General features: G+C 35.4%; 23 protein-coding genes, 1 riboswitch and 1 other annotated feature. Of the genes, 19 read left to right on the forward strand and 4 right to left on the reverse strand.

The features are described from left to right. Window positions 1-78: 78 nt before the first annotated feature. From KFD70_RS25455 to KFD70_RS25475, 5 genes are all read left to right on the forward strand, one after another. Window positions 79-399, forward strand: a complete 321-nt coding sequence (locus KFD70_RS25455; protein ID WP_000082899.1) for an MTH1187 family thiamine-binding protein — start codon at window positions 79-81, stop codon at window positions 397-399. Next, window positions 371-1,147 (forward strand): ABC transporter permease, encoded by a 777-nt coding sequence (locus KFD70_RS25460; protein WP_336453264.1) that lies wholly within the window; start codon window positions 371-373, stop codon window positions 1,145-1,147. Before KFD70_RS25455 ends, KFD70_RS25460 begins: the two co-directional genes overlap by 29 nt. Next, window positions 1,144-2,142: an ABC transporter substrate-binding protein gene (locus KFD70_RS25465; RefSeq protein ID WP_336453265.1), complete on the forward strand. Its 999-nt coding sequence runs from the start codon at window positions 1,144-1,146 to the stop codon at window positions 2,140-2,142. Before KFD70_RS25460 ends, KFD70_RS25465 begins: the two co-directional genes overlap by 4 nt. Next, window positions 2,139-2,888 (forward strand): ABC transporter ATP-binding protein, encoded by a 750-nt coding sequence (locus KFD70_RS25470; protein ID WP_336453266.1) that lies wholly within the window; start codon window positions 2,139-2,141, stop codon window positions 2,886-2,888. The genes KFD70_RS25465 and KFD70_RS25470 overlap by 4 nt, the downstream gene beginning before the upstream one ends. 468 nt (window positions 2,889-3,356) lie before the next feature. Beyond that, a complete protein-coding gene (locus KFD70_RS25475) occupies window positions 3,357-4,901 on the forward strand; it encodes an ABC-F family ATP-binding cassette domain-containing protein (RefSeq protein ID WP_336453267.1) in 1,545 nt (514 codons plus the stop codon). Window positions 4,902-5,158: 257 nt separating this feature from the next. Here KFD70_RS25475 and KFD70_RS25480 read toward each other — a convergent pair whose 3' ends face one another. Beyond that, window positions 5,159-5,476 carry a hypothetical protein gene (locus KFD70_RS25480; protein ID WP_336453268.1) on the reverse strand — a complete coding sequence of 106 codons (318 nt, stop codon included), beginning with the start codon at window positions 5,474-5,476 and terminating at the stop codon, window positions 5,159-5,161. Between the two features lie 206 nt (window positions 5,477-5,682). Next, a riboswitch (SAM riboswitch) is annotated at window positions 5,683-5,799 on the forward strand. Between the two features lie 86 nt (window positions 5,800-5,885). Here KFD70_RS25480 and KFD70_RS25485 point away from each other — a divergent pair. The 11 genes from KFD70_RS25485 (at window position 5,886) to KFD70_RS25535 (ending at window position 12,682) form a co-directional block, all read left to right on the forward strand. Then, window positions 5,886-6,698: a MetQ/NlpA family ABC transporter substrate-binding protein gene (locus tag KFD70_RS25485; protein WP_336453269.1), complete on the forward strand. Its 813-nt coding sequence runs from the start codon at window positions 5,886-5,888 to the stop codon at window positions 6,696-6,698. A 12-nt stretch (window positions 6,699-6,710) separates the two neighbouring features. Next, window positions 6,711-7,751, forward strand: a complete 1,041-nt coding sequence (locus KFD70_RS25490; RefSeq protein WP_336453270.1) for a methionine ABC transporter ATP-binding protein — start codon at window positions 6,711-6,713, stop codon at window positions 7,749-7,751. Continuing rightward, a complete protein-coding gene (locus tag KFD70_RS25495) occupies window positions 7,726-8,394 on the forward strand; it encodes a methionine ABC transporter permease (protein WP_336453271.1) in 669 nt (222 codons plus the stop codon). The genes KFD70_RS25490 and KFD70_RS25495 overlap by 26 nt, the downstream gene beginning before the upstream one ends. A 329-nt stretch (window positions 8,395-8,723) precedes the next feature. Next, window positions 8,724-9,095: a DnaJ family domain-containing protein gene (locus KFD70_RS25500; protein WP_336453272.1), complete on the forward strand. Its 372-nt coding sequence runs from the start codon at window positions 8,724-8,726 to the stop codon at window positions 9,093-9,095. A 49-nt stretch (window positions 9,096-9,144) separates the two neighbouring features. Continuing rightward, a complete protein-coding gene (locus KFD70_RS25505; RefSeq protein WP_336453345.1) occupies window positions 9,145-9,420 on the forward strand; it encodes a thioredoxin family protein in 276 nt (91 codons plus the stop codon). Between the two features lie 13 nt (window positions 9,421-9,433). Next, window positions 9,434-9,682, forward strand: a complete 249-nt coding sequence (locus KFD70_RS25510) for a hypothetical protein (protein WP_336453273.1) — start codon at window positions 9,434-9,436, stop codon at window positions 9,680-9,682. A gap of 159 nt (window positions 9,683-9,841) precedes the next feature. Beyond that, complete coding sequence (locus KFD70_RS25515) at window positions 9,842-9,985, forward strand: histidine kinase (RefSeq protein WP_336453274.1); 144 nt, start codon at window positions 9,842-9,844, stop codon at window positions 9,983-9,985. A gap of 81 nt (window positions 9,986-10,066) precedes the next feature. Continuing rightward, window positions 10,067-10,651, forward strand: coding sequence for a TetR/AcrR family transcriptional regulator (locus tag KFD70_RS25520; RefSeq protein WP_336453275.1), 585 nt, complete (start codon window positions 10,067-10,069; stop codon window positions 10,649-10,651). Window positions 10,652-10,714: 63 nt separating this feature from the next. Then, a complete protein-coding gene (locus KFD70_RS25525; RefSeq protein WP_431613459.1) occupies window positions 10,715-11,956 on the forward strand; it encodes an MFS transporter in 1,242 nt (413 codons plus the stop codon). A 63-nt stretch (window positions 11,957-12,019) separates the two neighbouring features. Then, window positions 12,020-12,271 carry a helix-turn-helix transcriptional regulator gene (locus KFD70_RS25530; protein ID WP_336453346.1) on the forward strand — a complete coding sequence of 84 codons (252 nt, stop codon included), beginning with the start codon at window positions 12,020-12,022 and terminating at the stop codon, window positions 12,269-12,271. Window positions 12,272-12,283: 12 nt separating this feature from the next. Next, window positions 12,284-12,682, forward strand: a complete 399-nt coding sequence (locus KFD70_RS25535; protein WP_420792367.1) for a hypothetical protein — start codon at window positions 12,284-12,286, stop codon at window positions 12,680-12,682. 47 nt (window positions 12,683-12,729) lie between these two features. Here the strand turns inward: KFD70_RS25535 and KFD70_RS25540 are convergent, their stop codons facing one another. Further along, window positions 12,730-14,013, reverse strand: a complete 1,284-nt coding sequence (locus KFD70_RS25540) for an MFS transporter (RefSeq protein WP_336453277.1) — start codon at window positions 14,011-14,013, stop codon at window positions 12,730-12,732. 107 nt (window positions 14,014-14,120) lie between these two features. Continuing rightward, window positions 14,121-15,434: an alkaline phosphatase family protein gene (locus KFD70_RS25545; protein WP_336453278.1), complete on the reverse strand. Its 1,314-nt coding sequence runs from the start codon at window positions 15,432-15,434 to the stop codon at window positions 14,121-14,123. A 151-nt stretch (window positions 15,435-15,585) separates the two neighbouring features. On the opposite strand from KFD70_RS25545, the gene KFD70_RS25550 reads away from it, so the two are divergent. Together KFD70_RS25550 and proS are read left to right on the forward strand one after the other, a co-directional pair. Beyond that, window positions 15,586-15,870 carry a YesK-like family protein gene (locus KFD70_RS25550; protein WP_336453279.1) on the forward strand — a complete coding sequence of 95 codons (285 nt, stop codon included), beginning with the start codon at window positions 15,586-15,588 and terminating at the stop codon, window positions 15,868-15,870. A 105-nt stretch (window positions 15,871-15,975) separates the two neighbouring features. Beyond that, window positions 15,976-16,183, forward strand: a binding site (T-box leader). Between the two features lie 44 nt (window positions 16,184-16,227). Next, window positions 16,228-17,658, forward strand: a complete 1,431-nt coding sequence (gene proS, locus KFD70_RS25555) for a proline--tRNA ligase (RefSeq protein ID WP_336453280.1) — start codon at window positions 16,228-16,230, stop codon at window positions 17,656-17,658. Between the two features lie 307 nt (window positions 17,659-17,965). Here the strand turns inward: proS and KFD70_RS25560 are convergent, their stop codons facing one another. Next, window positions 17,966-18,181, reverse strand: a complete 216-nt coding sequence (locus KFD70_RS25560; protein WP_420792368.1) for an LPXTG cell wall anchor domain-containing protein — start codon at window positions 18,179-18,181, stop codon at window positions 17,966-17,968. A gap of 365 nt (window positions 18,182-18,546) precedes the next feature. Between KFD70_RS25560 and KFD70_RS25565 the strand changes: the two genes are divergently transcribed. Continuing rightward, window positions 18,547-19,518 (forward strand): SH3 domain-containing protein (locus KFD70_RS25565; protein WP_431613460.1); only part of this gene is annotated, 972 nt, incomplete at its 3' end.

The following is a 19,518-nucleotide window of genomic DNA, read 5'->3' on the forward strand; positions in this document are numbered from 1 at the left end:
TGCATACAAGGCTTTCCTGCGAATTTTGCAGGAAAGCCTTTTCTTTTTTATACAACATTTTGCAAGGGGGATTTTAGTATGTCACAACAAGTTACCATTTCATTTTCAGTTGTACCACAAGCGAAAAACAAAGATGTATATTCCGTTGTTGATAAGGCAATTGAAGTCGTGCAACAATCTGGTGTTCGTTACGAAGTAGGTGCAATGGAAACAACGCTGGAAGGAGAATTAGACGTGCTTCTTGATGTCATTAAGCGTGCGCAACAGGCTTGTGTCGATGCTGGAGCAGAAGAAGTGATTACTTCTATTAAAATTCATTATCGTCCAAGTACTGGTGTAACGATTGATGAGAAAGTTTGGAAGTACCGTGATGAATATGAAAAACCAGAAACGATCTAATATAACAATTACAACGATTTGGCTTATCCTTCTCATTGCTATATGGGAAGGATCTGTTTCATTATTTCGAATTGAACCGTGGATTTTACCGAAACCTTCTGCAATCGTTCAAGAGTTGATTGGAATGAAAGATTTATTGTTACCAAATACAATGCAAACACTGCAAGAAGTTATCATTGGCTTATTTTTTGCGATTTTACTTGGAACAAGTATTGCAATTATTATGGATGTTATTCCGTTATTTCGCATTTTAATTAACCCGTTACTGGTTATCTCACAAACCATTCCAATTGTCGTGCTAGCACCTTTATTTATTATTTGGTTTGGATATGGAATGCTTCCAAAGGTGATGGTCGTTATTCTTGTTTGTTTCTTTCCGATTGCTCTCAGTATTTTAGAAGGTTTTCAAACAGTAGATAAAAACATGCTTAAGTTATTACAAACAATGCGTGCAACCAAATGGCAAATCTATCAAAAGGTAAAATTTCCAGCCGTGCTCCCATACTTTTTCTCTGGGCTGAAAATTGCCGTTACATATAGCGTGATGGGAGCGATTATTGGGGAATGGCTTGGTGCGAGTGAAGGATTAGGTGTCATGCTTACGCGTGCAACAAAATCCTTTTTAACAGCTCGTGTATTTGGCATTGCAGCAATTATCGTAATGGTGACATTACTCTTGTATTTTATCGTAGAATTTATGGCAAGACTAACAGCACCATGGATATACAGAAAGGACGACAAAAAATGAAAAAAGGCTTAAAAGTGATGCTAGCAGCGCTGCTAACGGTAGGCGTGGTTGGTTGTAATGCAGCGAAGAAAGAAGAGAGTGCAGATAAAGAAAAGAAAGTAAAAGTTGTGTTAGATTGGTTTCCGAATACAAACCACACTGGTTTATACGTAGCAAAGACGAAAGATTACTATAAAAAGCAAGGGTTAGATGTAGAAATCATTCAGCCAGGTGATAACGTATCAGCAGAGCAAATGATTGCATCAGGAAAAGCAGATTTCGGTGTAAGTTATCAAGAAAATGTAACATCAGCTCGTGTTGAAGGAATTCCAGTTGTCTCGATTGGGGCAATTATTCAACATAATACATCTGCATTTGCATCGCTGAAAAAAGATAATATTACTTCTCCAAAAGATTTTGAAGGTAAGCGCTATGGCGGTTGGGGTGCACCAGCAGAAGAAGCGACGTTAAAAACCATTATGGATAAACATCAAGCTGATTTTAGTAAAGTAGAAAAGATTGTTCTTGGACAAACAGACTTCTTTAAATCGATTGGTAGAGATGCAGATTTTGAATGGATTTATTATGGTTGGGACGGTATTGAAGCGAAACGCCAAGGAAAAGAATTAAATACAATCATGATAAAAGATTTAGATCCAGCATTAGATTTCTATAGCCCTGTCATTATTACAAGTGAAAAATATACGAAAAATGATAAAGACTTTGTGAAAAAATTCATGAATGCAACGGCAGAGGGATATAATTTTGCAATTAAAGAACCAAAAGAAGCGGCTGATATTTTAATTAAAAATGTACCAGATATTAATAAAGAGTTAGTTCAAGAGAGCCAAAAATGGTTAAGTACGAAGTATCAAGATGATGCGAAAGCGTGGGGAGTACAGAAGGAAGAAATTTGGACGAATTACATGAATTTCTTACATGATAACAAAGTTATTAAAAAGAAAATTGATGTAAAAGATGCATTTACAAATGAATTCCTTCCAAGTGAAAAATGAACGGATTACAAATAAACGATGTTGTGAAAGCATTTGATGGAAAAAATGTATTAGAAAAGATTAGCGCTTCTATACAAGAAGGGGAATTTGTCTCTTTTGTAGGTCCAAGTGGTTGCGGGAAAAGCACGCTGTTAAATCTGATTGCAAGTGTTGAAGAGGCGACTAGTGGTGAGGTAATTTATAACGATACCCTTGTTCAAAAACAGGATATTGTAAGTTATATGCCGCAGCAAGATTTGCTACTGCCATGGCGCTCAGCACTTCAAAATATTGTCCTCCCGCTAGAAATTGATGGGAAAGCAAAGAAAGAGCGATTGGCAGAAGGTATGGAAGCATTGGAGCAATTTGGTTTAGCTGAATACGCTAATCATTATCCAGATGCATTATCTGGTGGTATGCGTCAGCGCATTAGTTTCCTCCGTACTTATTTGTGTGAAAAACCGATTATGTTACTTGATGAACCATTTGGTAAACTCGATGCATTTACAAAAATGGAAGTGCATCGTTGGCTTTTAGATTCATGGCATCAAGAGAAGCAAACAATCGTGATGGTAACACATGACTTAGATGAAGCAATTCTATTATCTGATCGTGTATTTATCTTATCGCAAAGACCAGCGACGGTTATTGGTGAAGTGCGTGTGAATTTACCGCGTCCTCGCACAATGGATATGCTGACATCCATTGAGTTAAAAGAAGACAAAGCGAAGATTTTAGAGATATTAGCTCCTTATATGCGTAAGTAATAAAAGCCTCTTAACAATTTTTGGTATAATGATTGTTAAGAGGCTTTTTTATGTGGAAATCGTTAACTTTAGAATTTACTAGCCCTTATGCAATGGAGAAAATGTATGAAGAAATCTTTAGTGAAAAAGAGGAACAAAAAGATCGATAACGAATAAAATATAAGAGCATGGTATATGCTTATTATAAGACAATAATGATTTATAAAGGAGTGAAAGGATAAGATGACTTTATCAACTGTTCTTCAAATGGTTTTAGCTTGATATGGGAGAAGTCTGCCCATTTTTAAAGTGTAAGCCAAATTGAAGACAGCAGATAAAGAGCCTTAATCCTTTTTTACGATAATTATTTGTAATGGGTAAGGTGTGTTCACCTTACCCATTTTTCATGTATACACAATTAAATAAGACCTTTATTTTGCTGTTCTCTCTATTTGGCTTGTTAGTGGTAAAGAAAAGGAGAGAGCAAAAATGAGTGTATTAACAGTAGAAAATCTTACCCATACGTATGGAGATAAAAGTATTTTATATAATGCTTGTTTTCGATTATTGCAAGGTGAGCATGTTGGACTTATAGGAAGTAATGGTGCTGGGAAATCAACGTTGCTTCGTCTGTTAGCAGGAGAGATTCTACCTGATGGGGGAACAATTGAATGGTTTCCACATGTGAAGGTCGGTTTTTTAGAGCAGCATATTGAGTTACAAGAAGGAACAACAATTGAAGAATATTTACAAAGTGCTTTTTCTCACCTGTATACGATTGAACGTGAAATGATGGATATTGCTGAAAAGATGGCCAAGGAAACGGACTTAGAGCAGCTATTAACGCAATATGGAAAATTACAAAATGTACTAGAAGGTTCAGATTTTTATCAAGTTCATACAAAAATAGAAGAAATAGCAGCTGGTTTAGGGTTGTTAGATTTAGGAATGAAAAAAGATGTTTCAAAATTAAGTGGTGGCCAGCGAACAAAATTATTACTTGGGAAGCTTCTTTTAGAGAAGCCACACATTTTATTGCTAGATGAACCAACAAATTATTTAGATGCGGTTCATATCGATTGGCTAAGGGCGTATTTACAAGCATATGAAAATGCTTATATTGTCGTTTCACATGATGAATCATTTTTAAATTGTATTACAAATGTTATTTATCATTTAGAAGGGCAAACAATAAAGCGCTATGCGGGGAATTATGAAAGATTTTTATCAAGCTACCAACTTCAGAAACAACAATTACAAGCAACTTATACAAGACAGCAAAAGGAAATTGCAAATTTAGAGAGTTTTATTCAAAAAAATAAAATTAGAAAAGCGAAGCAGGCGAAAAGTCGTGAAAAGGTATTAGAGAAAATGAAAAAGCTAGGAAAGCTTAACGATGCACCAAGGCCGCGTTTTCATTTTCAAGTTCACACTGAACCTGTGAGTCGTATATTACAAGCGGAGCAGATTCAAATTGGTTATGCAGAACCATTGTTAGTTACAGGTCTTAATTTACAAGTAAAAAGAGGCGAAAAGATTGCAATTGTTGGTCATAATGGAATTGGAAAAACAACAATGTTAAAAACATTACTAGGGCAATTAAAACCATTAAGTGGAACAGTAAGTATCGGAGAACGGGTACACCCTGCATATTTTGCTCAAGAAGAATTTGCGGAAGAAATTACGCCACTTGAGCAAGTCTGGTTAGGGCGTCCGGATATGACGCAAAAAGAAATCCGGCAATCTTTAGCAAGGTGTGGTTTAAAAGAAGAGCATATTCGGCAGCCTCTTTACTTGTTAAGTGGTGGGGAACAGACAAAGGCACGTTTATGTGAGCTTATGTTAACGCGAAGTAATGTATTAATTTTAGATGAACCAACGAATCATTTAGATGTGTATGCGAAAGAAGCGTTAGGAGAAGCTTTGCGAAATTATCAAGGAACAGTTTTACTCGTTTCTCACGAGCCTTCTTTTTATAAATCTTGGGTGACACGAGTTTGGAATCTAGAGGAAATGAATGTTACGAAAAGATAAGAGGGAAATTTATTTTGGAGCGTAACTATATAAATACGCATTGAAAGACCGAGATAAACCATTCCTTTTAGGTGGGAGAGAGCATCTGTTCATGGATAGAGGCGGTCAGTGTTTTTTTTAGCCACATGCCATGTGAAAACAGAAGGAGAAAATGAGTGGAGAAATTCTTTTTTTTCATAAACATGACTTAGAGGTCGGAAAATTAAAATGGACAAAAGCATGAGAGCAGCTACGTTTTGTAGCTGCTCTCATACTTTTTACTGATTTACTTGCAAACGTTCTTGAATGAACAACAGCAACTTAACAATGCTGTCTTCTGTATAAATATCAAATTTTTGATGATGAAATTCACCATGTTCGTGATAAAAAATAAGTTCACCTTTTCCAGCCACTTCATTTATCAGCATATGAAAACTGAGTGGTGTTGCTACAATTGAGCCGTTATCATCTCTTAACAGAATTTGACAAAGCGTTTTTTGCTGTTCAACCTCATATAAAAAATCGTAATGAAAGGATTGAGCTATTTTTTCTATTTGAGAGAGGAGTAGGGTTTGTATAGCATGTGTTTCGTGCATAAAATGTAACCTCTTTTCTTGTATGCGCTGTTATCTAGTATAGTAATAATGAGTATACTTTGTACATAATTATTGCTCGTTATTTCTAGAGAGTGTCAAAATAAGTTGAACAACAATACGCAGTATATTCAGAAAAATATTATTGACAAAATTTTTTGTAAGATTTACTATTAGTACCATAACTTTTACAAAATTTAATACGGATACTCTTATCCAGAGAGGCGGAGGGACTGGCCCTATGATGCCCGGCAACCGAGCTTATGAAGAATCATAAGCTAAGGTGCTAATTCCTGCAAAACGATTTTCGTTTTGGAAGATAAGAGAGGAGCTTATTTTGTCTATTTGACACCTCTCTTATTTGAGAGGTGTTTTTTGTTTAAGAACAGATATATATGAGGGGGAATTGTATATGAAAAAATTGTTGCTAAGTATTGTAAGTGGAACGGTATTATTATTAGGCGCATGTAGTGCGGATTCAGGTAAGGAAGCAAAAGCGCTAGATGAGAAAAAAGTTACAGTTGGTGTAACGGGGGGACCGCATGAACAAATTTTTGAGAAAGTAAAGGAAGTAGCAGCAAAAGATGGCTTACAAGTTGATTTAAAGGTATTTAATGATTATGTAGCGCCAAATGTATCGTTAGACGAAAAAGATATTGATGTAAATAGTTATCAAACGAAGTCCTATTTAGATGTATTTAAAGCAGAACGCAATATGAAATTAACAGAAGTATTTTCAACGGTAACGTTCCCAATGGGAGTATATTCGAAACACTTGAAAGATGTAACCGAGTTAAAAGACGGCGATGCGATTGCTGTGCCAAATGATCCAACAAATGAACTTCGGGCTTTAAAATTATTTGAAAAAGCAGGTGTTTTAAAAGTTGATCCAAAAGCAACAGAGAAAGCAACTGCAAAAGATGTGATTGAGAATCCCAAGAATTTAAAAATTGTTGAGTTAGAGGCGTCACAATTACCAACGCAGTTAGATGAAGTGAAAGCAGCAGCAATTAATACGAATTTTGCATTAGGTGCGAAACTAAGCCCTGCTAAGGATTCTATTTTCCGTGAAGGAAAAGATTCACCATATGTAAACTGGGTGGTTGTTCGTACAGAGAATAAGGATGATGCAATCGTAAAAAAATTGAAGAAAGCGTATCAGTCTAAAGAAGTAAAAGAGTTTATCGAGAAAAAATTCGATGGTTCTGTTTTACCGTCTTGGTAGGAGCTGACTATAATGATTGAATTGAAGAATGTATCTAAGGTGTTTACAACAAAAAAAGGTAAGGTAGAGGCTCTGAAACCAACTTCCCTTAAAGTAGAAAAAGGAGAAGTGTTTGGAATCATTGGATATAGTGGTGCAGGGAAAAGTACGTTAATCCGCTGTGTAAATCTATTAGAAAAACCAACAACAGGAAACATCATTGTAAATGAAAAAGATTTAACAACTTTATCTACAAAAGAATTAGCACAAGCAAGACAAAAAATAGGGATGATTTTTCAAGGATTTAACTTATTAAAAACAGTCAATGTTTATGAAAATATTGCATTGCCTTTACGTCTAGCTGGGATTTCAAAAACTGAGATTGAAAGAAGGGTAGAAAAATATTTACGTATTGTGGACCTTTTTGATAGAAAAGATGCATATCCAAGTGAGCTTTCTGGCGGCCAAAAACAACGTGTTGCAATTGCACGTGCACTATCTTATGAACCAGAGATTTTGCTAAGTGATGAAGCGACAAGCGCGTTGGATCCAGAAACCACGGAGTCAATCTTAGACCTGTTGCTAGAAATTAATGAGAAAATTGGGATTACGATTTTGCTAATCACACATGAAATGAATGTAATCCAGCGTATATGTGATCGCGTTGCTGTGATGGAACACGGAGCTATAGTAGAAAGCGGCACAGTGAAGGATATTTTTACAAACCCACAACATGTAACAACGAATAAATTTGTGAATAGTGCTTTGGCAGTTAAAATTCCAGAAGAAGTACAAAAAGAACTGGAAAATGCTGGTGAAACTGTAACACTTTCTTTTATAGGAATTTCCTCAGGGGATCCAGCACTTGCTGTTGCTACAAAACGATTTCAAGTATACCCCAATATTTTATCGGGTAATATTACACAACTAAAACATGAAGCGTATGGTAAGCTCGTTGTTCATATGCAAGGTGAAAAACACGAGGTACAACGGGCCTTAGCATTTTTAAAAGAACAAGGAATCATCGTAGAAGGAGGTAAAGAAGAGTATGGGAAACAAATCCTTTTTGGATGAATGGGGTAAGATGATATGGGAAGCGACGATTCAAACATTTCAAATGACATCTATTTCGTTGCTTATATCAATTATTATTGCCTTGCCACTTGGTGTAACACTTGTTTTAACAAGGCCTGGTGGTCAACTAGAGAATAAAATTGTATATCCTGTTTTGAATACAATTATTAATATCATTCGTTCTATTCCATTTATTATTCTATTATTCTTCATTCTACCGTTTACAAAGCTCATTATGGGGACCTCAATTGGTGTGAAAGGTGTGATTGTACCGCTTGTTGTATTTACAGCTCCTTATATTGCGCGTTTAATGGAGACAGCTTTACTAGAAGTGGATCGCGGTGTAATTGAGGCATATCAAGCGATGGGAGTTTCTACTGTGAAAATTATTTGGCACGTTATGGTTAGAGAAGCACGTCCATCTCTTGTGCTTGGTTTAACAATCGCAACGATTGGACTAATAGGTGCAACAGCAATGGCTGGGCTTGTAGGAGCAGGGGGACTCGGAGATTTAGCATATCGATTTGGTCATCTACGGTATGAACCAGAAGTGATGTATGCAACGGTATTTATGTTAATTATTCTTGTTCAAGGCTTACAGTCTTTAGGGAATGGGATTGCTAGAAAATTAAAGAAAGATTGATGAAATGCGGTGGCTCTATTATAAGAGGTACCGCATTTTTTATTTTTAGCGTATATAAACCAAAATAAAAAATGCCATAAACTCTTTTTTTAGGCGGGCGAGAGTAGTCGGTTAGATCCTGTTTCTGCACCATGCCAGGTTAAAACAGAAAGAGAAAATGAGTGGATTCACCTGTTCTTCTTCGGACAGTAACTTATATGTCGAAAAATCAAAATGAATTTATATAGGTATAAATAAATATGGAACCTGATTTTTTGTAAACTATATTATGGTATAATTAGAATTTTTAATGTAAAATGATGGTAAAAACATGTAAGGGAGGGAGCGGCATGGATGTTTTCTTAAGCATTGCTGAAGAAAGAATTCGTCAAGCAATTAATAATGGTGACCTTGATGACCTTCCGGGGAAAGGGAAACCACTACAATTAGAAGACATTTCAATGGTACCTCCAGACCTTAGAATGAGCTACAAAATTTTGAAAAACGCTGGTATGATTCCGGCAGAAATGGAATTACAAAAAGATATATTGAAAATAGAAGATTTAATCGCTTGTTGCTACGATGAAGTAGAACGAGTGAAACTAAAAGAGGAGTTAACGGCAAAAACTCTTCGATTTCAACAGCTAATGGAGAAGAGAAAAATAAAAGGAAATTCAGCATTTCGTATGTACCAAAATCAAGTGTTTAGTAAATTGCGCTAAGAGGGATAACATGAGAAAATTCCAAATGATGGAATGATTAGTAGCATATATTGAGGCAAAAGATTTAGTGCTGTTATTTATCAAAACTGAAAATTGTGGTGTTTGTGATGTGATGCTCCAGAAAGTAAATCACTTATTAGCGGAATATCGAACTGTAGAAAATATTGTAATTTCACTACAGGATATGCAAGAAATTTCATCCAAGTATTTAGTATTTACAGCTCCAACGGTTTTATTATTGCATCAAGGGAGAGAGATACTTCGTGAATCACGTTTTATCTCCCTAGAGAAGATAGAACGAGCATTACAATTATTTGAAGAATAAGGGAGGGGCTTAAATGGGCTTTGTGATAGCGGCATTATTGTTTTTAGTTTTAATGGGAATGATTGCAAAATCGATTAAGAAAAATAAAAGGAAAGTAAATCTTTATAAAACAGGAAATGGTGATAGTACGACAACTACTACTGCTTCTACACCAGTTTTCTTTGCAGGATCTGATAGTTCCAACGATTGTGGAAGTTCTTTTGGAGGTGACAGCGGTTTTTCAGGCGGTGATGGTGGTAGCTGTGGCGGTGGTGGGGATTAATGAGAAATACGCTCTTTACGGGCGTATTTCTTTTTAAACAAACGTTTGATTAGTTGGCTTGAACCCGCATAAAATCAGCTAAACAAACGTTTGTTTAAGAGTTTATAAGCTTATTGTATTGATAAATAAGGAATATATGATGTTATAAGGGGAATGAGCATGGAGAAGAAACCAAAGATCAAAAATAAAGGGAAGGTAGCATTATTTTTATTCGTTGCAGGTGGAGTATTTATAGTCAAACTTGCTTTTAAAGTCGGAGCGATTCATACACTTAAAATGTGGTTTGAAAATATTTTTTCCTAAATAAGGAATATATCCTCTTGTAAAAGAGGTTTTAGATTTGTTAATATTAGACTGAACGGTCGGTTTAAGTGAGGTGTGAACATGAGAAAAAGTGCAGAAGAGATAAAAAAAGAAATAGCGTACCAAGCAGAAGAGTTATTTTCACAAAAAGGATATGCTGCAACATCTATGGAAGATATTTGTGAAATTACAAAGCGTAGTAAAGGTAGCATTTATTATCATTTTAAAAGCAAAGAAGAATTATTTTTATTTGTAGTAAAACAACATACGTATGATTGGCTTGAAAAGTGGAATGAAAAAGAAAAGCAGTTTCATACAAGTACTGAAAAATTATACGGACTTGCAGAGTACCATGTGGAAGATATACAACAGCCTATTTTTAGTGCAGTAGAAGAGTTTTCTACAAATCAAGTCGTGAGCAAAGAAGTTTTGGATGAAATGCTGGCTTTAGCAAGAGCATCATACGGTGTTTTTGAAAAACTGATTGAAGAAGGTATGAAATCTGGAGAATTCCGTCAAGGAGATACTAGAGATCTTATGTACATTGTAAATGGTTTATTATCTGGGCTTGGGGTACTTTACTATGAACTAGACCCTACAGAAATGAAGCGCATTTACAAGAAGGCAATTGATGTACTGCTACAAGGAATGGCAGCTGAATCTTAAATCAGCACCTTTTCTTTTATATTAAATTAGACTGAACGGTCGGTTTAAAAAAGGAGGAATAACATGAAAGATTTATTCAAAAATCGAGCATTTATGCTTGTTATGGCGTCTGATATTTTACAGCAGTTTGCAATTTGGATTCGAAATATGGCACTTTTGTATTTCGTTATGGAGCGAACAAATAATGATCCCGTTTCAGTTTCATTATTATCTGTTATGGAATACGCGCCTATTTTTATTTTTTCATTCATTGGTGGTGCGCTAGCAGATCGCTGGAATCCGAAGAGAACGATGGTAGCAGGAGATATGCTAAGTATGTTATCTATTATAGGGATTATTTTCTTGTTAAAGATGGATTATTGGCAGGCTATATTTTTTGCTGCGCTTGTTTCAGCGATTGTTGGACAATTTTCTCAGCCTTCATCTTCACGGATATTTAAACGCTATGTAGAAGAAAAACATGTTGCAAACGCAATTGCAGTAAATCAAACACTACAGTCGCTATTTATGATTTTTGGGCCAGTTGTAGGATCGATTGTTTATACACAGCTTGGACTGTTTATTTCACTATATAGTTTAATTGGATTGTTTATGTTATCAGCTATTACTCTTTCATTTTTACCAAAGTGGGTAGAAAAAGAGAAACCCGAGAATATTTTATTATTGAGTGATATAAAAGAAGGTTGGCTGTATGTCCTGCAAACAAAAAATTTATGTATGATTACAATTACTTTCTCCATTATCGGCTTAGCAGTAGGGCTAACAAATCCATTGGAGGTATTTCTCGTAATCGAACGATTGGGATTGGAAAAGGAAGCTGTTCAATATTTAGCAGCAGCGGATGGAATAGGTATGTTGATTGGAGGCGTTGTTGCGGCAGTTTTTGCCTCAAAAGTAAATCCGAAAAAAATGTTTGTGTTTGGTATGATTGTATTGGCTATGTCATTTCTTGTGGAAGGACTGTCTACATCTTTTTGGATTACTAGTTTGATGCGATTTGGAACGGGAATTTGTTTAGCTTGTGTTAACATTGTTGTTGGAACGCTTATGATTCAGCTTGTACCAGAGAATATGGTAGGACGTGTAAATGGTACAATTTTACCGCTTTTTATGGGAACTATGCTAATTGGAAATTCACTAGCTGGGGGATTAAAAGAACTGACCTCACTTATTATTGTATTTTGTATAGCAATGTCACTTATTCTACTTGCGATTTTACCAATTTTACGTATGAAAATAAATGTAGAAGCTAGAAATAAAAAAGAGGATGCAAGTCAAAAGGGTGTTACGGATTCTTTGGTGTAGGAATTTTATTAGAAAAGGGGCGATTCACGCCCCTTTTTTGTATGGGAATTTTTTGACAACTGCATACACCAAATATATACTGATGTTGTAAAAACGATTTTACAGGTTAGGAGAAAAGATGTGAAAAATCAAATTTACGAATTACGCACTGAAAAGAATATTTCACAAGGTGCATTAGCTGATAAATGTAAAGTATCAAGACAAACGATAAATGCAATTGAAAATAATAAATATGATCCAAGTTTAGCACTGGCATTTCGTTTAGCAGAAGTGTTAGGAACGACGGTTGATCAATTATTTTTGTATAAGCAGTAGGGGGAGACGTTGTTGGGGAAAAGTAGGTTAGGCTTTTTATTTATGTGTGTAGTGGCAGTTAGCGCACTACCATTCGCGCTCTATCATTGGCTTACAGAGCTCCGCGTGAATTGGTATGCTTTGTTCGTTTGTAGTATTGCGTTATATTTTATTTTTAAATATTTAACATGGGATAATGTGGATGAATTGAGTGAAGAAGAAGGACAAAATGAGCTTGAAAAACATGTATTAAAAACAAGCGCAAGTATCACATACTATGTATTAGTCGTATTAATTTTTGGTTTATTTTTTGCCACAGTAGGTTTTGAAAAGTGGATTGATTTTCAAAATATACCGCTTTTATTCGCTTTATGTGCTGCTATTGTTGTAAAGCCAGCTGTAGAGTTTTTAGTGGTGAAAAGGTATCGATAGAATAATAGCAAATGTCCCTCTCTGTATACAGAGAGGGACATTTGCTATTATAGTGTTTCTGATTTTGGAGCAGGTGGTGTAACAGAAGTTGCATTTTCCGGTACTCGTGTTAGTATGAATCCACCTATTATAAATAAAACGATAATACTTAGTACACCAGCATTTGTTTGCCCTGTTAGTTGAGTAGTCACACCGACTAATACCGGCCCCATAATAGCTGCGAACTTACCAAAAATATTATAGAATCCGAAGAATTCATTTGCGGATTCTTTCGGTACAAGCTTTGCAAAGTATGAGCGGCTGAGCGCCTGAATTCCGCCTTGCGAAGTTGCAACAAGCATGGCTAAAATCCAAAAATCGAGTGTTGTTTTTAAGAAATACGCGTATGCACAAATAATGATATAAATAGTAATACCTACATATAGCATTTTCTTACCTTTAAACGTTTCAGATAGTTTTCCATATAGCAAAGCGAATGGACAAGCAACAATTTGTGTTACAAACAAAATAATAAGTAGGTTTGTCGCACTAATACCAAGGTCTGTTCCATAAGCTGTAGACATTGTAATAATTGTATCGACACCGTCAATGTAGAAGAAATAAGCAAGTAGGAACAAAAAGACAGTACGGTATTGACGGATATGTTTAAATGTATGAGCTAAACGCTTAAAGCTCATTGTAATCGGTTTTGGATGACGTTCAATATAATGCGTTTGCTCTACATTTTTGAGCATTGGAATTGTAAATAACCCCCACCAAAGAGCTGTAATAGCAAAAGAAATTTGGCTAGCAATACCAACTGATAATGGGATGGTTCCTTTCTGTGCAAGGATAATCAGAGCGATACAACCGATAAAAGGAATCGTACTGCCAATATAACCTAACGCAAATCCGCGTGTTGAAATACGATCCATTCTATCTTCTGTTGTGACATCTACTAAAAATGCATCATAGAAAATGTTTGCTCCGGCAAATCCAACTAAAGCGAGCATATAACAGCCTAGTAGTAAATACCATTGTGAAGTTGGAACAATGGCTAGCATACTTGTAAATATAATACCGAGCCCAAAAAAGAATGTGAAAAAGCGCTTTTTAAATCCTTTATAATCAGCAATTGTTCCAAGAATAGGAGCAAGGATAGAAATTAAAAGTGTAGAGAAAGAATTCGCATATCCCCAAAAAGCTGTGGAAGTTGCTCCAGATAGACCTGCTTCTTTTGCAGCAGCTTTGAAATAAATTGGAAATAGTGCAGTTGTAATGACGAGGGAGTATACTGAATTGGCCCAGTCATACAATATCCAGCTTTTTTCTTGTCTGGACATTTTTTTCATATCATGTTCCTCCTTAAGTCGTTCTAACATTAGTGTACAAAAATAAAAATGGGAAAAAGAGAAACAGAGGTAAGTTTTACGTAACTTTTACATATATACAAACTTCTTTACAATTGAAGTAAATCCTCTATTACAGTTCCGTCGGTTTCACCGAGATGTAATCCGAGTAACCGCGCGATAGTAGGTCCTTCATCAATGAGACGCATATATGGAATAATTGCACCTTGACGAATGCCTTTGCCAGCAGCCATAAAGATAGTCTCATAGTTTGGTTTTGTTGGAGAATAGCCATGTGTACCAAACGTGTATTTTTTACTAGGAGTTACATCTTTTTCTGTGATTTCTTTTATAAAGTCTCCTGTATAGTTTTGGGTGAAGTAATAGCCTTCCCTTGCTTCAAGCATAAAAAGACAGTTTCCATCAGCCCCCTGCTCTTTTGCATCTTCATCATGAAGGATAGATTCGATTCCATTTTGTTTATCTTGAAGAAGTTCTTCAAGAAGGTGTTGGACAGTTTGTATCGTTTGGATATCATTTTTATCTTTTACATATACATAAGCAGAACCATCACAGCTTTGACAATAAGCTTTCCAAGATGTTAATTTTCCATTTTGATTTACTGAAATAAGCCCTTTTTGATGGAAAAGAACATTTAATTGAATCGCCTTATTCTCGCTGAGGGCACTATGATCACCGAGAGCAATAATTGTACTTTCGTCATACATACCAGCTTCTTTTAATGCCTTGATAATCTTCCCGAGTCTTTCATCGTGTCTTTGAATAGCGGCTCTTGTTTCTGGAGAAGAAAATCCGTGATAATGCCTTTGTGTATCTAAATCTGTAAAGTGAACAAGCATGACGTTAGGTTTTTTTGTTTGTATGGTGTGTACAGCAGAGGCTAGGACAAAATCATCAAGCTCAGGTTGTGATAATCCGTTTCTAATATGGCCAAAACGACGATTTAAATCTAGTTGATACAAAGGGCTTCCACTAAATAGCGAAACAAGGACCTGATTTTGCCACGGTCTGTTTGGAAAGATTTCAGGTAAGTTATAATCTATTTTTGCTCTTCCTGTAACAGGCCATAGAAGGGCAGCGGTTGTTAAATTGGCTTTTCTTGCCTCGTCATATAATGTCGTTCCTTTAATGGAATGGCGGTACCAATGCCAATCTGGTGATTCCCTTTCAGGCTGAAGTAATGTATTGCTTACAACGCCATGTTTATTAGGATAGTTACCAGTTACGATAGTAGCGTGGCTTGGATACGTTACAGAAGGATAAATAGCTTCTACTTTTTTTGCAATTGCACCTCGTTCGATTAAAGAGCGAAAATGAGGAAGTTCTTGTAATATAGGAAAATCTAAAGCTGATAAACAGTCAAAAGATAAAACAATTACATGATTTGTTAATGGATGGTCCATTATATATACCTCCTGTTATATAACTTATTATTATATATTACTATTAATACCTAGTGATAAAAACTTATTTCTGAAGAAATTATATTGTTTATTTTTTGAATTTTTAAATATATAATAAATTATAAGGAAATGAATGGAAGGAGGGAATGGAATGGATGGATTTGAAGTATTTTTTATAATTGGAGTCGTAACAATTCTCGTTGTATTTGCTGTTTCATTTTTATTAAAGAAGCAATTTCCAAAGAGGTCGTTTGATATTATATTTGCACTTATTTTAATTCTTCTTTGTTTAGCTTTCTTTCCGTTTACCATCTTCGCTATTGGTGGGTGGGATGGAATGGGGTATGGCATTGCATGTTTCTTTGTTTTAGTGGGAACAATTATTGGCATGATTACCCATCAATTTGTAAAACTCTTTCGGAAAAGTTATGTGTAAATTCAGTATAAACCCCCCAAAAAACGAAAAGAATATATAAAAATAAGAAAATTAGTTATTGTTTTAAAATAGAATTTATATTATGATATTAGGCAAATTTACTTTGTTATAACGATGAAAAAGGATTAGTACATGTCTCCCCTTTTTTGTAGAGAGAGAATCCGTTTGGCTGGAAGATTCTTAAAAAGGCGACATGGAACCTACCTTTGCGTTCTGCATATGCAGCGGGAAATTCCCGTTATCCAAAAGAGAGCATGTACAATTTTTGTACATGAATCAGGGTGGTAACGCCGGCAAAAGCTCGGTCCCTATTTAGGGGACGCGGGCTTTTTTTATTTTTTAAAGGAGGGAAAGAATATGGCAAAAGAACAAGTACAAGCTATTACGAAAATGGAAGAAGACTTTGCCCAGTGGTATACAGATATTGTGAAAAAAGCTGAACTTGTTGACTATTCAAGTGTAAAAGGATGTATGATTTTACGTCCGTATGGGTACGCATTATGGGAGAATATACAAAAAGTGATGGATGAAAAGTTAAAAGTATCTGGTCATGAAAATGTATATATGCCAATGTTTATTCCAGAGAGCTTACTGCAAAAAGAGAAGGATCATGTAGAAGGGTTTGCACCTGAAGTAGCATGGGTTACGCATGGTGGAGATGAAAAATTAGCCGAACGACTCTGTATTCGTCCAACATCTGAAACGTTATTTTGTGAGCATTTTTCAAAAATTGTACAGTCTTATAATGACCTTCCTAAATTATATAATCAGTGGTGCTCAGTGGTGCGCTGGGAAAAAACGACGAGACCATTTCTTCGCACAACTGAATTTTTATGGCAGGAAGGTCATACAATTCATGAAACGGCAGAAGAATCTCAAAAGGAAACACTAGATATTTTGAATCTATATGCTTCTTTCTGTGAAGATTATTTAGCAATTCCAGTAATTAAAGGGCAGAAAACGGAAAAGGAAAAATTTGCAGGGGCGAAAGCAACATATACAATTGAAAGCTTAATGCATGACGGAAAAGCACTTCAAACAGGAACATCTCATAACTTTGGTACGAATTTCTCTGAAGCGTTTGATATTAAATTTTTAGATCGTAATGGAAAATGGCAATATGTACATCAAACATCTTGGGGCGTATCAACTAGGATGATCGGTGGACTTATTATGGTTCATAGCGATAATAATGGGCTAGTGATGCCACCAAAGGTAGCACCAGTACAAGTTATCATTGTACCAATTGCTCAGCATAAAGAAGGGGTGCTAGAAAAAGCAATCGAGTTACAAGGAAGTATTCAAAAAGTTGCACGCGTAAAAATAGATGCTAGTAATAAAACACCAGGATGGAAATTTAATGAGTATGAAATGAAGGGTGTTCCAATTCGCTTAGAAGTTGGTCCAAAAGATATAGAGAAGAATCAAGTGGTACTTGTCAGACGCGATACGAAGGAAAAAGAGTTTGTGTCAATGGATCAATTAGAAGAGCGTATTACATCATTACTTGATGAGATTCACGATTCTCTATTTAATAAAGCAAAAGCATTTCGCGATGAACACACATATAGTATTACAAACTTTGAAGAAATGAAGCAAGCAGCTGATGAGAAGCAAGGATTCATCAAAGCGATGTGGTGTGGTGAGCTTGCTTGCGAAGAAAAACTAAAAGAAGAAGTAGGAGTTTCATCACGGTGTATGCCATTTGAGCAGGAATCATTAACAGAAGCGTGTGTATGTTGTGGTGAAAAAGCTGAACATATGGTGTACTGGGGCAAGGCGTATTAATTTTTTGATTTTCAGACAATGCCATTTTCTTAATAACATTAACTTGAATATGGCGCATTCTCTACGAAATAAAATAGATAACAAGTTAGGGGAATCTCGTCTTTTCTAACAATAATATTTTGGTCATTTGTAGTTGCAATCTAAATTTTTTTTTCATAAATACTCCTGATATTTTGAAAAAGGATAATGTGTAAGTTTTAAAATGGACCCTCATCTTGAATTTATAAAGTTCTAGATGAAGGTCCATTTATATTATAATTGAGCTATTTATATTATGTATTTTATAGATGGAGTTATTTTGGTTTAATTATTTTACTTTTTTTCTACGAACAAATAGTGTGATTCCAAATAGGAATGTAGTAATTCCCATTAAGATTGCTGTAGGATAATGTGTTGCAGTATTAGGTAGTTTATCACCTTGTCCTTTTACTTTACCACCATTGGCACCGTTGCCACCTTGAGAGCCGTTACCACCTTGAGAGCCATTGCTATCTCCTTGTGAATCATCTCCATCTTGAGCCACTGCGTTTACGCCAAGGTTATGAAATTCATATTTCGCGGCATGTCCGCTACTTAAACCGCTAAAAAAGGATAAAGATAGTGCTAATGTGTTAAAGTAGTGATTTTTATCATTAGTGACCTCCTAAATATCAAATAATAATCCATCTAAAATACATCCTTTTGTAATATTTCATAGCAGAAGAGATTTTATGCAAAAAAAACCAAATGAAGAAAATGATAGTATTTGCTAAGAGGGATTATGCTAGAAAACAATTGATAATTATATTTGGAAAATGAATATAGATACATGTGTTAAGATTAAATAGTAATTTTATTTTAGCAAGGGAGGATTGAAGAATATAACATTATTTATATTCTGATAAACAGATGAAGCAAACAACAAAACAAATCATAACAAGTACATTTTTAGTAACTGCAGCATGTCTTGTTTCCACAAATGCTTTTGCACAAGATGAAAATTCAGCGATAGTAAATGCAACGAATTTAAATATACGCGAACAACCGACAACACAAAGTAAAGTTGTGGGGAAAGTAAAGCAAGGGACAACTGTACAGATTTTAGGAAAAGAAAAAGCTTGGGCTAAAATTTCTTATGATGGGAAAGAAGGTTATGTCTCTCTACAATTTTTAAAGATGAAAGTGTCAGAGCCTACTGTTGAAGCGAAACAACAACTAACAATTAATAGTGAACAAAAAGAAATAGGTGTTGTTACAGCGACACATTTGAATGTAAGGAATAGTCCTGCTTTGGGAAATTCAATTATTGGACATGTTACAAAAAATGAGAAAGTTAAAGTTTTAGGAAAAGCAAATGGTTGGGCAAAAATTGAGTATAAAGGAAACGAAGGTTACATTTCTTTAGAGTTTTTAAAATTTGGCGAAGTTGTACAAAATATAACGGCACCTCAGAACGACAAATCAACAATAATTCACAATGATACACAGGAAAATGGAACAATCACGGCAACAAGTTTACGAGTGAGAAGCCAAGCGAATACAAGCAGTGCGATACTAGGAAACTTGAAAAACGGAGAAAAAGTAACGATTTTAGGGAAAGCAAACGGCTGGGCGAAGATTAGTTATAAAGGAAACGAAGGTTATATATCACTAGAGTTTGTGAAACTAGAATCTGGTAAGCAAGAAGAGAAACCAGGAAACATCACAAATGAAGCACAAGAAGGTGGAATAATTACCGCAACAAGTTTACGAGTGAGAAGCCAAGCGAATACAAGCAGTGCGATACTAGGAAACTTGAAAAACGGAGAAAAAGTAACGATTTTAGGGAAAGCAAACGGCTGGGCGAAGATTAGTTATAAAGGAAACGAAGGTTATATATCA

Source organism: Bacillus pfraonensis (assembly GCF_050768835.1).
Classification (GTDB): Bacteria; Bacillota; Bacilli; order Bacillales; family Bacillaceae_G; genus Bacillus_A; species Bacillus_A pfraonensis.